This is a genomic window from Porphyromonas sp., assembly GCF_030529325.1.
Taxonomy (GTDB): Bacteria; Bacteroidota; Bacteroidia; order Bacteroidales; family Porphyromonadaceae; genus Porphyromonas_A.
Genome location: NZ_JAUMXC010000024.1, coordinates 1 through 13,767, shown reverse-complemented (window position 1 = coordinate 13,767; position 13,767 = coordinate 1). Strand labels below are relative to the sequence as shown.

12 protein-coding genes are annotated in these 13,767 nt (G+C 45.7%); 6 read left to right on the top strand and 6 right to left on the bottom strand.

What is annotated here, in order from left to right; translation table 11 throughout:
- Nucleotides 1-5 precede the first annotated feature (5 nt).
- The 3 genes from rsmI to Q4A14_RS05220 form a co-directional block, all read right to left on the bottom strand.
- Complete coding sequence (gene rsmI / locus Q4A14_RS05230) at nt 6-719, bottom strand: 16S rRNA (cytidine(1402)-2'-O)-methyltransferase (RefSeq protein WP_303170458.1); 714 nt, start codon at nt 717-719, stop codon at nt 6-8.
- Nucleotides 720-746: 27 nt separating this feature from the next.
- Nucleotides 747-1,232, bottom strand: a complete 486-nt coding sequence (locus Q4A14_RS05225) for a hypothetical protein (RefSeq protein WP_303170457.1) — start codon at nt 1,230-1,232, stop codon at nt 747-749.
- Nucleotides 1,233-1,550: 318 nt separating this feature from the next.
- Entirely contained in the window at nt 1,551-2,417 is an 867-nt protein-coding gene (locus tag Q4A14_RS05220; RefSeq protein WP_303170455.1) for an AraC family transcriptional regulator, read from the bottom strand.
- Nucleotides 2,418-2,730: 313 nt separating this feature from the next.
- On the opposite strand from Q4A14_RS05220, the gene Q4A14_RS05215 reads away from it, so the two are divergent.
- The 6 genes from Q4A14_RS05215 (at nt 2,731) to Q4A14_RS05190 (ending at nt 9,790) form a co-directional block, all read left to right on the top strand.
- A complete protein-coding gene (locus tag Q4A14_RS05215; RefSeq protein WP_303170453.1) occupies nt 2,731-3,402 on the top strand; it encodes a DUF3256 family protein in 672 nt (223 codons plus the stop codon).
- Nucleotides 3,403-3,417: 15 nt separating this feature from the next.
- Nucleotides 3,418-4,314, top strand: a complete 897-nt coding sequence (locus Q4A14_RS05210) for a hypothetical protein (protein WP_303170451.1) — start codon at nt 3,418-3,420, stop codon at nt 4,312-4,314.
- Between the two features lie 523 nt (nt 4,315-4,837).
- A complete protein-coding gene (locus Q4A14_RS05205; RefSeq protein WP_303170450.1) occupies nt 4,838-6,322 on the top strand; it encodes a TolC family protein in 1,485 nt (494 codons plus the stop codon).
- A gap of 47 nt (nt 6,323-6,369) precedes the next feature.
- On the top strand, nt 6,370-7,365 hold the full coding sequence (locus Q4A14_RS05200; RefSeq protein ID WP_303170449.1) for an HlyD family secretion protein: 996 nt from the start codon (nt 6,370-6,372) through the stop codon (nt 7,363-7,365).
- A gap of 8 nt (nt 7,366-7,373) precedes the next feature.
- Nucleotides 7,374-8,555, top strand: coding sequence for an ABC transporter permease (locus Q4A14_RS05195; protein WP_303170447.1), 1,182 nt, complete (start codon nt 7,374-7,376; stop codon nt 8,553-8,555).
- Nucleotides 8,555-9,790, top strand: coding sequence for an ABC transporter permease (locus Q4A14_RS05190; RefSeq protein ID WP_303170446.1), 1,236 nt, complete (start codon nt 8,555-8,557; stop codon nt 9,788-9,790). The genes Q4A14_RS05195 and Q4A14_RS05190 overlap by 1 nt, the downstream gene beginning before the upstream one ends.
- Before the next feature lie 392 nt (nt 9,791-10,182).
- Here the strand turns inward: Q4A14_RS05190 and nagB are convergent, their stop codons facing one another.
- The 3 genes from nagB to lgt are packed head-to-tail and all read right to left on the bottom strand — an operon-like array spanning nt 10,183 to nt 13,091.
- Nucleotides 10,183-10,974: a glucosamine-6-phosphate deaminase gene (gene nagB, locus Q4A14_RS05185; RefSeq protein ID WP_303170445.1), complete on the bottom strand. Its 792-nt coding sequence runs from the start codon at nt 10,972-10,974 to the stop codon at nt 10,183-10,185.
- A 27-nt stretch (nt 10,975-11,001) separates the two neighbouring features.
- Entirely contained in the window at nt 11,002-12,201 is a 1,200-nt protein-coding gene (locus Q4A14_RS05180; RefSeq protein ID WP_303170444.1) for an FprA family A-type flavoprotein, read from the bottom strand.
- A gap of 35 nt (nt 12,202-12,236) precedes the next feature.
- The gene (gene lgt, locus Q4A14_RS05175) at nt 12,237-13,091 is read right to left on the bottom strand and encodes a prolipoprotein diacylglyceryl transferase (RefSeq protein WP_303170442.1); all 855 of its coding nucleotides are present in this window, start codon (nt 13,089-13,091) and stop codon (nt 12,237-12,239) included.
- Nucleotides 13,092-13,767 lie beyond the last annotated feature (676 nt).

The following is a 13,767-nucleotide window of genomic DNA, read 5'->3' as shown; positions in this document are numbered from 1 at the left end:
ACTTCTCATTTTAGATGTTGATACTTATTTGTGTGCTGAGATATTTCTTTTTCTTTGGGTGCAATGATAACAACGATCTCTCCGAGAGGAGGTTTTGCCTCAAAGTGAGTAAGGAGCTGATCTGCCGTACCACGCACATATTCTTCATGAATCTTGGTAAGTTCTCTCACTACTACTATTTCTCTCTCATTGCCAACGCTCTCTCTGACCTGCTCAAGGAGTTTGATCAACCTTGTAGGGGCTTCGTACAGGATTGTCGTGACATCTCTCGTTGCTATCGCTTCAATGCGAGACTTACGGCCCTTCTTATGAGGGAGAAAACCCTCAAAATAAAACTTATCGCAAGGCAAACCTGATCCTACCAATGCAGGAATGAGAGCCGTGGCTCCCGGGAGACAGACAACTTCGATACCGGCCTCGACACACTCCCTCACAAGGTAAAACCCCGGATCAGAGATCCCCGGTGTACCTGCGTCTGAGACCAAAGCAATCTTATGCCCGAGGAGTATCTGTTGGACTATGCCCGCAGCCACACTATGTTCGTTGTGCATATGATAGCTGCGTACAGGGGTGGATATCTCATAAGCCTTGAGCAGTCGTTGTGTCGTACGCGTATCCTCTGCCACGATGAGATCTGCCTCACGCATACAACGCAGAGCCCTGAGGGTGATATCCTCAAGATTACCTATAGGCGTGGGTATGATGATAAGGGGATTCATAAATGGCAGCGCTCCGGCGTTTGAAGTTCAGTCCCTCTCAGTATAATACGGAGCGATCATCCTCAAGAGATCTGCCACAATTTCGCGTTGTGGATCCAATAACAATGTACGAGAGATGTAGTCCTGTCCCTCTGTAAAAGAAGACAAGCCCTCAAGCTCCGTAAAAACACGATGCATCTCCTCAGAGTCATTACCAAACAGTTCGCACTGAAATCGGAAAATATCAATGACACTGATATAGTCGACCATACGTTTTGAAAGTTGGCTGCCGGAAGGCACAGACACATCTATCTGCCGAGAAGCTGCAGCCTCATCGCTATTTACGGGAGTAAACGTAGGCATCTTGACGCCCACGAATACATTCCCGGACTCAGTCTCTGACTCCTCGTTGTATCTGTAGAGATTTTTGAGCTCGTTATCTATAGAGAGCAACTCTTGCCTGACAGCCTCCATCTCACGCATTGCAGCACCAAGACGGATAGAGAGTTCTTTTATTTTTTTATTCGCTTCCATATACCTTTGGTAAGGTTGTACGCAAGCAAATGTACACAAAAAATACTATTTTGCACGCTCTTTGAACCGTGAGAGCTCCAACAGAAGCCCTCTTAGAAGATAAAAAAACACACTTTAACAGTAAAAAGCACTCTGAGCTTGCATAAAGATGAATTGGGCAAGGAAAAAGGGGAAAATAAGCCTGACGTGCTTTTTCTTTTTCGTACAAGCATAAGGGACACCGGACTCTGCCGGCAAAAAAAGAAGAGAAGCACAGGGACGGATATCCACCTGTGCTTCTCCTCATTTGGTTTGTCGTTATGGGGAAGACTACTTCTCTTACTTTTTCTTCTGCATATCCCCATCGATAAGCTCTCTACGCTTCTGTGTAGGCGTCATTCCATACTGACGACGACAGTAGACCGTGAAGTGCGATGGAGAGGAGAATCCAAACTGCTCGATAATATCGGCAAAGCTGACAGACTTCTGAGCGAGCTTCTTCTCGATCTGTATACCCTTCTGGTTGAGCATCCATTGATATGGAGGCATATTGAAGGTATCCTTGAATGTCTTGTTGAATACTCTCAAAGACATATTTCTGAGCTGTGCCAATTCCTGTACGGTGCTGACCTTGGAGTAGTTGTTGATCACAAACTCCTTGAAGTCCACCTCATCACGGAGGAGTGGAGCCAAAAATTTACCCAACTCTTCGGGACTATAAAATGCCGAAAGGAGGAAGAAAAACTCTTTTAACTTGGCTTCCATCACCACACCACAGTTGAGACCTGCCTCATAGTACATCTCTGTAGACTTGAGAGCAAGATCGAGAGGCGACACAATGGGCAAAATAGTCACCTCCATAGTTGATGGGGCATAACGTTTGAGCTTATTGATGTCGTAGTTGTCACACAACCTTGTTGGTTCATCAAAAGTGAAAACGCTCAACCTGCATGTTTGATAAAATTTAAAGATTATATGAGACTCCTTGTCGAGTAGGAGGATGAAGTCTTGATCGACCTTCACCACAGAAGCATCGTTGAGTGAGTAGCTGATCGCACCATCCTCTACAAAGATCAACATCATGCTACCCTCAGACTTCAACTCGACGCGATCATCTTTCGCATAAACCTTTGTGGAAAAGCAGCATCTGCCTGTTTGGGCAAAATGCTTGCAACCCCAATGACGTTCGATATCTACTGGTTTCATCTAATTAAATAAATTTACATTTGTATGTGCTATAGACTTTCCCACCCCATAGCATCTCTTGACACATGTACGAATAAATACAAGGGAAAATGCCCTGAAATAAAAAATTTTTTATCACTTTACTGCTGCAAAGATACCACATTTTTTTAAATCATAGCGTATTTATACCTTTCAAAAGGTTAAAATATGATATAAAACAGATCTGCTAAACGCTATGAATCACCGACATATGAGTGTTCAAAGGTTCTCGAACAGGCTCAAATAATAGACAAATATGTATCTTTGTCATCAGACTATAACTATTAAGACTTAGATGCGAAAAATTTACATTCTGATCATGACTGTGGTACTTACCCTTCAGGGAAGTACTCTGAGTGCACAGGAGATCAAGGACCTCTTCATCGAGGTTCCCGAGCAACTCTTGCCCATACTACCCAAGACTGCAAGGTCCAAGATGCTCAGCCTTTACCTGTCCGACCCTAAGGGTAAAAGCATAGACCATACAGTGACTAATCCCCTGGGAGGCAGTGCTATGATACATCATCTTACCTCCTCATACATTCGTTTGTCTCCGGACAAGCATACAGAGCTACAATACAAGCTCCTACGCACCGATGACGGGACCACGATTATAGGTATGATAGCCACCTCGTGCGTTCCCCCACGACAGTCCGTGATCAAGTTTTATGACCGTGAGTGGAAAGAGTTGTCCACCGGAAGCATCATAGAACAATTTCCTCGATCGGAAGATTTCCTCAAAAATGCCAAAGACAGCACACTGCTTGTATTCAAAAACGCAATGGTAGAGAGAGGTAGTCTCGACCTCTATGCCAACTTTGGTGCCGAAACTCCCACCCTCACCATGTACACATCTACATTTGATGATGAGATGGCACGCAGGCTGCACCCGGACTTGCTTCCCCTCCTCAATAATGAAGGAATAAAGTACACTTGGCAAAAAGGCAAAATGAAAAGAACCAAATAAACATCATCCTGAAATATGAACGAACAGATTGAAAACAAACAAAGACAACGTCGAGCGGGTCTGATTGTAGGAGGCATCGTCCTTGCCCTTATCATCCTCTGCGGTGCTTATTACATCTGGCACCAGAGCAAAACGATAGAGACGATCACAGCCCAAAGTGAGCTCGACAGACAGTTCCTCGAAGAAGAGTACAACGAGCTCTCGCTACAATACGAAGGGTACAAGTTCTCGATAAACAACGACTCTCTCGTCGCCCAACTCTCCAACGAACAGGCTAAGGTACAGAGACTCATGGAGGAGCTCAAGACTGTCAAGAGCACCAATGCCAAGCGTATCAACGAGCTCAAAAGGGAGTTGCAAACTCTCCGTAAGATCATGCGCAACTATGTCGCTCAGATCGACTCTCTCAATGCTGCCAATCAAGCTCTCCGTACTGAGAACAAGGAAGTGAGAGCTCAGATACACCAAGTCAGCACGCAACGCAATCAACTTCAAGAGGAGAAGCAACGTCTCTCAAAACAAGTGGAACTTGCCAGCAAACTGGTCGTATCCAATATCCGCGTGGACTACCTCACAGACAAGGGTAAGCCAACAAAGAAGGTCAAGAAAATGAAACAATTCAAAGTCTCATTTGCGATCGATCAAAACATCACCGCAGAGCCGGGGATGAAAAAAGTCTACGTCCGCCTCTACAAACCGGATGACACTCTGCTCCTCAAGTCTTCGTACGGCACTTTTACATTTGAAGGCAGCGAAATCCCCTACTCTATCTCACGCCAGATCGAGTACACGGGAGAAGCCACCTCTCTCGATATGTATTGGGATATAGATGAGTATCTCGAGGAGGGCAGTTACCGCGTGGAGATATTTGCGGACGGCTATCTCGTCGGACGTAGCAAGTTCGTCCTCTAAGCACAAACTATAATTATAGTATAGAAATATCTACAACGGAGACGTCGTCCGGCAGGTGTTTTTGACTGACATCTGCCTGACGATGTCTTTTTTACGCATACTCCCCCCGGCCATCGGAACAAGATCAAGAAGGAGATATACAAGCCTCCAAATCAAGTTGTCTAACTTGATGAAAAAGGTTGTCTAACTTGATGTCTCAAGTTAGACAACCTTTTTCTGTACCTCAGAAATGCTCGACAACGGATGTATTATGGACTAAGCCCCACTTGAAATCATTCCAATCCGAAGCATAAACTTGCAACCATCCTCTGTTCGAAAGAGTTAGGAGCAACTCAGGAGAATATTTCATTAAACCTCAGACAAAATCATATTGAGAAACGATGGCTTTTTTATCTTTAGCGAATTTCACTCAAAAGATTTTTCTTTTTGAATAAAAGGGCGTACTTTTGCACACGTGTGCAATACATTATTTTATTATTAGCACAACATTAACACATTATTAGAGATATAATTAAATACAACGATGAAACCTATCCTCGCCCTTTCCTTATGGGTATCCCTCGTACTACCGGTCCAAGCCCGGAGGGTCTTAAGTATAGATAGCTGCAGGTCTTTGGCCTTAACCAACAATAAAGAGCTACTCATGGCTCAAGAGCGAGTCAATGCAGCGCGAAGCCAAAGGAAAGCGGCCTTTACGGCTTGTCTCCCTTCACTCTCCGCTACCGGATCTTATATGCACAACAGCAAAGAGATTGCACTCTTGAGTGAGGAGCAGAAAGAGCGCCTATCTCATATGGGAACGACAATAATCAGCGGTATCGGCAAAGACCCTGCACTCGCACAGATGATACAGGGGATACTGCTAAAACACCCGGACTTGGCTCCACTTGTAATGTCGCTCAACCAACAGGTGCTTCCCAACATAGCCAACAACCTCAATACCTTGGGACAGAGTATTGCAGACGGATCACGTACCGATACAAGGAATATGTATGTGGGAGCTGTCACTTTGACTCAGCCCATATTTATGGGAGGGAAGATACGAGCATACAACCGGATCACCAGGTACGCAGAAGCCCTTGCACAACAGAAACAAAGAGGAGACAAAGCCGAAGTGATCCTGAGTGTCGATCAGGCATACTGGCAAGTGGTATCGTTGATCAACAAACACAAGTTGAGCTCCAACTACCTCAAGCTACTGAAGCAGCTGGAGTCGGATGTACAGATGCTTGTAGACGAAGGTGTGGCAACACAGTCAGACCTCCTATCCGTCAAAGTCAAAGTCAACGAAGCAGAGATGACGATGTCCAAGGTCGAAGACGGTCTCAGTCTCTCAAAGATGCTCCTCTGCCAGCTGTGTGGACTTGCGATAGACTCGGAAATATCGCTCGAGGACGAGTCTCTCAGCGATATCCCAAGTACAATCTATGAGGGTTCGACAGATGCCCGACAAGCGTTTGACAACAGATCCGAGCTCAAGAGTCTCGACCTCCTCACCAAAATATCGCAACAAAAGGTACGCCTGGCTCTCTCAGAGCACTTGCCCAACGTGGCATTGGTAGGCAACTATCTTGTATCCAACCCCTCTTCATTCAATGGGTTTGAAAACAAGTTTGGTGCGATGTGGAACGTAGGTGTCATGGTCAAGATCCCGCTGTGGAACTGGGGCGAAGGATACCATAAGGTCCGTGCCGCAAAATCCGAAGCTCGTATGGCACAGCTCCGTCTCGACAGTGCCAAAGAAAAGATCGAACTACAAGTCAATCAGTCCAACGCCCGTGTCAAAGAAGCCAACAAACGCCTCATCATGGCCATCCAAAACTTGGCTCATGCAGACGAAAACCTACGCTATGCGACACTCGGGCACAAGGAGGGTGTAAATACGACGGCCAATGTACTGGAGGCTCAGACAGCATGGCTCTCGGCTCAGTCGGCAAAGATAGATGCACAGATAGATGTCCGACTTGCTGATGTTTACCTCCGAAAGGCTTTGGGACACTTATTCTGAATATTGAAACTCGAAACATAGATAACAACAACACAACATACACCGATATGACAACTAATAATAAATCTCAAAACAGCAGTATGCTCGTGGCATTTGTGACACTGTTGGCTGTCCTTGCCGTAGTAGCCATAGTAGGATTCTTCATGCTCAGCAAGAGCGATACCACCATACAGGGGCAGGCCGAAGCGGATGAGTTCCGTGTATCGAGCAAAGTCCCCGGTCGTATCCTTGAACTCAAAGTAAAAGAGGGTGAGAGTGTCCGTGCAGGAGATACCCTTGCTATACTCGAAGCTCCGGAAGTACAGGCAAAGATGGAACAGGCCATGGCTGCCCAAGCCGCAGCAGAGGCTCAAAACACAAAGGCCATAAAGGGAGCGAGAGCAGAACAGATACAAGCTGCTTACGAGATGTGGCAAAAGGCAAAGGCCGGAGTAGACATCGCTGAAAAGTCCTACCAAAGACTCCAGCGCCTGCATGAGAATGGTGTGATCACGTCTCAAAAATTTGACGAAGTGACAGCACAAAGAAATGCAGCCATAGCAACCGAGCGTGCTGCTCAAGCTCAGTACGAAATGGCAAAGAATGGTACCCAACGTGAAGACAAGCAGGCTGCCGAAGCACTTGTCGCACGTGCGAAAGGTGCAGTGGCTGAAGTGCAAGCTTACGTACAAGAGACTTATCTCATAGCTCAGGCTGATGGAGAGGTGGCAGAGATATTCCCAAAGAGAGGCGAACTCGTAGGTACCGGTGCACCGATCATGTCCATAGTACAACTTGATCAACAATGGGTGACATTCAACGTACGAGAAGATCTCCTCGGAGACATGAAGATGGGCTCGGAGTTTGAAGCCATCATCCCTGCACTATCCAACAGATCTGTAAGGCTCAAAGTCTCTTACCTCAGGGATATGGGATCATACGCTGTTTGGAAAGCAACAAAAACAACCGGACAATACGACCTCAAGACATTTGAAGTAAGAGCCACACCTATCGAAACGGTAGCAGACCTCCGCCCCGGAATGTCAGTGATCTTAGAGAAATAAGAGGAGCCATGGATACCTTGTTATCAAGGAGAGACCGGATATGGGAAGTGACGAAGCGTGAGATCAGGCTACTGACTTCACGCCCGCTTTTTATCTTCTGTATGGTCATAGCTCCGCTCTTCTGCTACATCTTTTTTACCACACTGATGTCCGATGGACTACCCAAAGAGATGCCTGCCGGTGTGGTAGACCTCGACAATTCATCCACGTCCCGAAAACTTGTGCGCAATCTCGATGTCTTTGCTCAGACCAAGGTCGTGGCACACTACGAAAGCGTATCCGAAGCAAGGGAAGCAATGCAACGTGGAGAGATATACGGTTACTACTACTTTCCTCAAGACTTGGGAAAGGAGTTGATATCACAGAGACAGCCGAAGATCTCCTTCTATACCAACTACTCATACCTCATCGCAGGCTCTTTACAGTTCAGGGATATGAAGATGCTCGGAGAGCTTGCTTCGGGTGGTGCTGCACGGCAGATATTGTATGCCAAAGGAGCTACGGAAGATCAGGCAATGGGATTTTTACGACCTATTGTCATAGAGACCCACGCTATCAGCAATCCGTGGATCAATTACTCCATCTATCTATCCAACGGTATACTACCCGGGATACTTTCTCTACTGATCCTTATGGTGACAGTATGTACCATTGGTATAGAGATCAAAAATGGGACGGCGCAAGAGTGGCTCAAGACAGCTGGCGACTCGATATACGTCGCCTTGTCGGGTAAACTCCTGCCACATACCGTCATCTGGATGATCATGGGATTTTTGTACAACATCTACCTCTATGGCTATCTGGGATTTCCTTGTCAGAGTGGTATAGGTACGATGCTCCTTGCCACCACTCTTCTCATCCTTGCGTCCCAAGCCATGGGGATCTTTATGATAGGGACATTCCCGATGCTACGATTGGGTCTTAGTTTTGCTTCGCTATGGGGAGTGATCTCTCTATCCGTCGCAGGTTTTTCGTTCCCCGTCATGGCAATGCCCAAGATGATACAAGCCCTAAGCATCCTTTTCCCCCTCAGACATTTCTTTCTGATCTATGCAGACCAGGCTCTCAACGGCTTTGCCATGATCTATTCATGGGGCAACTACGTGGCGCTCTCGGCATTTTTACTTCTGCCGTTCATAGTATTGAACAGGTTACATAACGCTCTCAGATACAACACATACGTTCCGTAATGAATACTGAAAAGACAAGTACAAGGCGAAAAATGAGAGAAGTCATCGAAGACATCTTCTACATCTTCTCGCAAGAGAACAGGATGACTTACAGAGACACGGGCGTGATGATATTCTTCGTCCTTGTCCCACTCCTTTATCCTTTACTTTACAGCTATATATACAATCCCGAAGTCGTGCGGAAAGTTCCGATTGCAGTTGTGAACGATAGTGGTTCGTCCCTCAGCAGGGACTACCTGCGTAGAGTAAATGCCACTCCGGATGTAGAAGTCATTGCCTACTGTGCCAATATGAGTGAGGCGCAGGAGATGATGCGCTCACATAAGGCTCATGGGATCGTGTATATACCCGAGGACTTTGACACCAATCTCAATCTCGGGCGCCAATCCACGGTCAGCCTTTACTGCGATATGAGCGGTTTGCTCTATTATAAGTCCATCGTCATCGCAAATACCAATGCATCTCTGGAAATGAACAAGGAGATCAAGATAGCTCGTGGGGGTAAGACGACGGACAGAGAGGAAGAGATACTATCCTACCCCGTCGAGTATGAGGAGGTGGCACTCTTCAACCCGACCTCGGGGTTTGCGTCATTCCTCCTTCCCGCCGTACTCATCCTCATCATCCAGCAGACTCTGCTCTTGGGTGTGGGACTCTCAGCCGGGACAATCAGGGAACGCAATCGCAGCGGAAGCATCATACCCTCCAATATCCACTACAGTGGTCCCCTACGCATCGTCATAGGGAAAGGGATGAGCTACTTTATCATCTATTCGCTCATTGGATGTTACACTCTATGTATAGTGCCGTGGCTATTTGATTTTGTACATATAGGTAACCCGATGGCATTTTTTGCTTTCCTCATGCCCTACCTGTCGGCCTGTGTCTTTTTTGCTATGACATGCTCCGTGCTTATCCGTAACAGAGAGACCGGGATGATGATCTTTGTCTTCACTTCGGTTCCGCTGTTGTTTTTGTCAGGTATCTCATGGCCGGGGACATCCATCGCGCCGTTTTGGAAATATCTGTCATATTTATTCCCATCGACATTCGGCATCAATGGCTTTGTAAAGATCAATAACATGGGTGCAGAACTATCCTCCATATCGACAGAATACATCGCTCTATGGACACAAGCAGTGATATACTTTGCGACGACATACATGGTCTACCGTTGGCAGAAGAGAAAAGCTCTGAAACACGCAAGTCAGACGGCACAATCTGAGAAGGGATAACTCCTGTATTTGAGCCTACTCAAGAAACATAAGCAAAGGAGGGTTTGATACTATTCATGTCAAACCCTCCTTATTTTGTATCACCACATTGTAGAGAACCCTTGACGAGGAAAGGCAGTGAAACATGTAGAATGTTAGAAGTCGACATACTTCCCTTATTAAATTGACACACGCGCCTTGATGAATCGAGTTGGGCTGACTTTTTCAGCCCCATTGAAGTAAAGAGGAGAGAAAAAACTCTATATGCTAAAGATGCTCTAATCCAATTTTCACTCTGCCATGGATAAGTATAGTCCAAGCGCATCAAAATATGTGCCGATCAAACATACAATCAAAAAGGGAGTCAGACTCATAAGCCTGACTCCCTTAAATATTTTCGGATGATACAATTATCAGATATTCCCTCTCTCAATATCCTTGAAGTACCGATAAGTACCCACTTTGAGTTCGACCGTGGAGTCTTCGTCACAGACGATGATACCTTTCGGATGCAACTGAAGAGCGGAGATAGTCCACATCTGATTGACACTACCTTCGATACCCTGCTTGAGAGCTAAAGCCTTGTTGTGACCGTTTACGAGGATCATGACCTCACGGGCATCGAGGATAGTTCCGACCCCCACTGTCACTGCAGTGGTAGGCACTTTGGATGTATCATGGTCGAAGAAACGAGAATTGGCAATGATCGTGTCTGTCGTAAGCGTTTTCACACGAGTACGACTCGCCAATGAAGAACCCGGCTCATTGAAAGCTATATGCCCATCAGGACCTACACCACCGATAAAAAGATCGACACCACCGAGAGCCTTCATCTTATCCTCATACCTGCGACACTCCGCATCTATATCGGGAGCATTGCCGTCGAGGAGATTTACACTTTCGATAGGGATGTCTATGTGGTTGAAGAAGTTGGACCACATGAAAGTGTAATAACTCTGTTCATGATCACGCGGGATGCCGATATACTCATCCATATTGAAGGTGATGACGTTGCGAAACGACACCGTACCCTCCTTATGGAGTTCTATCAGACGAGCATACATCCCCAGAGGAGACGAGCCCGTAGGCAATCCGAGGATGAAAGGCTTTTCGGGTGTAGGATTAGCATCATTGATCTTACGAGCAACATAATCCCCGGCCCAAACGCCTACGGCATCCTTGTCTGGTCTGATAATAACTCTCATAACTTCGTTTTTTTGATAGTTCTGTGATTACTTGCGCTCAGCAATGAGGCGTTCGGCCATCATACGTCCGAGTTCCCAAGCTGCAGCTTCCTGATCATCATTCATAGACATCTTGATCTCCACAGGGTTGCCGACACTTTCCCACTTCATGGTCTCTCCGAATGGGATGAGTTTCTTCACCGCAGCTCCGTTCCAAGTGTAGCCACCGAAGCAAGAGTAAAGACGGTTAGGGATCAAGCGACCTTGAAGTTTGGTAAGGAGGCTGTCGATCTCAGGATAAAGCTCGTTATTGTATGTAGGAGAACCGATGATCAATCCTCTGTAGCGGAACACATCGGCGATGATGTAAGAAGCATGAGACTTCGATACGTTGTGCAAGACAACCTTTGTGATACCATGAGCTGCAAGAGAGCGACCGATGACCTCTGCCACCTCCTCTGTGTGTCCGTACATAGAACCATAAGCCACGACAACACCCTCTTCTCCCTCATAGCGGCTTAGTCTGTCGTAGAGAGAAATGATCTCTGACTTGTGTGTACGCCATACAGGACCGTGTGTCGAACAGATGGTATCTATCTCAATGGTAGAAGCTTTTGCTAATGCCTTTTGAGTAAATGTACCGTACTTACCTACGATGTTCGAATAATAACGGTAGACTTCCTGAAGATATTTCTCACGGCAGACCTGATCATCAAATATACCGCCATCAACTGTTCCGAACGAACCAAAAGCATCTGCCGAGAAGAGTGTCTTCTCCTTTGGGTCATACGTAAACATCACCTCTGGCCAGTGTACCATAGGCGCGAAGACAAACTTGAGCGTACGGCTACCGATATTGAGTTCGCCTCCATCCTCTACTTCGAGACATCCGGTGTTGATGCCGTAGTATCCCATAAGCATATCGAGAGTCTTCTTGTTACCGATGATCTGTACATCAGGATACTTGTTGCGAAGCAAAGCCACAGATCCTGAGTGGTCAGGCTCCATGTGGTTGACGATGAGATAGTGCAGAGGTGCACCTTCAAGAGCTCTTTCAAGACGTTGAAGGAAACGATCTGAGTAACAGATATCGACTGTGTCGAGCAAGACATTCTTCTCATCCTTGATGAGGTAAGAGTTGTAAGCTACACCATTAGGAATAGGCCACAAGCCCTCAAAGAGTTCTTTGGTACGATCATTGACACCCAAATAGTAGGTAGAGTCATTGACTTTAGGTAAGAAGTTCATATTTCTAAATGATTATTATTGATTGATATAAGTTTTTATTTTACAGCATGTTTGTTATGACGCATACTATATACGATCGAAGCTATACCGGCAAGAATAAATGGGATACTGAGCAATTGTCCCATGTTGAGGGCCATCCCCTCTTCAAACGCACTTTGGTTGTTCTTCACAAACTCGATGAAGAAGCGAGAAGTAAAGACACAGGCCATAAAGATTCCAAAGATGAAACCCTCACGTTTCTGAGCCCCCTTCACCCAATAGAGCCACATACAGATGAGGAACGTGATCAGATAACACAATGCCTCGTACAACTGCGTCGGATGCGATGGTGCAGAAAACACAGGCTCGGCACCCTGTTGCCATGCAGGGATATTGGTGATAAATCTGAATGCCCAAGGCACATCTGTAGCATGCCCATAGATCTCGTGATTCATCAGATTGCCAAGTCGGATCATCATCGCGACTATCCCTGTCGGCACTGCCACGAGGTCAAAAGCCCAAAATATACTCTTGTGTGTCACCTTACGAGAATACCACCATAGAGCAAGGATGACCCCTACAGTACCTCCATGGCTTGCGAGGCCGCCATGCCAAGTCTTGAATATCTCGATAGGATTGGCGAGATAATACTCAGGAGCATAAAAGAGGCAATGCCCAAGACGTGCACCTACGACAGTACCTATAAGTGTAGCATAAAAGAGAGATGTAAGCCACTTCTCAGGCAATTGCTCATGCTTCCACATTTTGGTGATAAGCCAATAACCGATCACTATCAATCCGAGACCGAAAAGGACACCGTACCAACCGATTCGGATAATGCCTATCAAATCTATATGAGAGTCAATTTGAACGATAATAGGGTCGACAGTCCACGTTACGACATTCAGCATAAATAATTACAATTGAAAGTTTAACATCTCACTCCAAAAGAATAAAAATCTCGGGGAGTTATCTACAAAAGCACTCATACGTGACAATCGTGCAGTATGCGCACAAAGATAGTTATAATATATGAATAATCTTTTGTTTTTTCTGACCGCCTAAAAGCTTTACTATCTGAGTCGAAAGGCGACTTTGAGAGAGATAGACAAGGATAAACTTTTTACAAAAAAGACACCTCTATCCGCACACTTTCCACCCAACCACCTATAAAAATTTCTATCAACCTCCGAAAAATCACCAAAAACCACCAACAGATAAGTATCATCATCTCCGCTCCCCGTCCGTACCAAGCATCAAGAAACGAGATAAAGAACCTTCGAAATCAATATGCCTACCTTTCGATCGAAAGGTAGGCATATCGATTCATCAAAGTAGGCACTTCATTTCCGACATAGAAACAAGCTCAAAAAAACAAACTTAACCCGCTCATATATAGTTATACAGAAAAATTTAATTCTATAGATCGAATATCCCAAAAGTAAATCCACCCTCCACCTCAACAAATAAATTAACGTCAGTTCGACGTAAGAAAACGATAAATAAAACGATTTCACCAACTGCATTAAGTGCCTAATATTGTTCGTGTTATAATTGAAAAAGTGGCGAATTATTTGTATATTAGTA

What these genes read in the sequence shown, in the direction of transcription:
- rsmI (WP_303170458.1), bottom strand. Translation starts at nt 719, where the DNA reads ATGAATCCCCTTATCATCATACCCACGCCTATAGGTAATCTTGAGGAT.
- Q4A14_RS05225 (WP_303170457.1), bottom strand. Translation starts at nt 1,232, where the DNA reads ATGGAAGCGAATAAAAAAATAAAAGAACTCTCTATCCGTCTTGGTGCT.
- Q4A14_RS05220 (WP_303170455.1), bottom strand. Translation starts at nt 2,417, where the DNA reads ATGAAACCAGTAGATATCGAACGTCATTGGGGTTGCAAGCATTTTGCC.
- Q4A14_RS05215 (WP_303170453.1), top strand. Translation starts at nt 2,731, where the DNA reads ATGCGAAAAATTTACATTCTGATCATGACTGTGGTACTTACCCTTCAG.
- Q4A14_RS05210 (WP_303170451.1), top strand. Translation starts at nt 3,418, where the DNA reads ATGAACGAACAGATTGAAAACAAACAAAGACAACGTCGAGCGGGTCTG.
- Q4A14_RS05205 (WP_303170450.1), top strand. Translation starts at nt 4,838, where the DNA reads ATGAAACCTATCCTCGCCCTTTCCTTATGGGTATCCCTCGTACTACCG.
- Q4A14_RS05200 (WP_303170449.1), top strand. Translation starts at nt 6,370, where the DNA reads ATGACAACTAATAATAAATCTCAAAACAGCAGTATGCTCGTGGCATTT.
- Q4A14_RS05195 (WP_303170447.1), top strand. Translation starts at nt 7,374, where the DNA reads ATGGATACCTTGTTATCAAGGAGAGACCGGATATGGGAAGTGACGAAG.
- Q4A14_RS05190 (WP_303170446.1), top strand. Translation starts at nt 8,555, where the DNA reads ATGAATACTGAAAAGACAAGTACAAGGCGAAAAATGAGAGAAGTCATC.
- nagB (WP_303170445.1), bottom strand. Translation starts at nt 10,974, where the DNA reads ATGAGAGTTATTATCAGACCAGACAAGGATGCCGTAGGCGTTTGGGCC.
- Q4A14_RS05180 (WP_303170444.1), bottom strand. Translation starts at nt 12,201, where the DNA reads ATGAACTTCTTACCTAAAGTCAATGACTCTACCTACTATTTGGGTGTC.
- lgt (WP_303170442.1), bottom strand. Translation starts at nt 13,091, where the DNA reads ATGCTGAATGTCGTAACGTGGACTGTCGACCCTATTATCGTTCAAATT.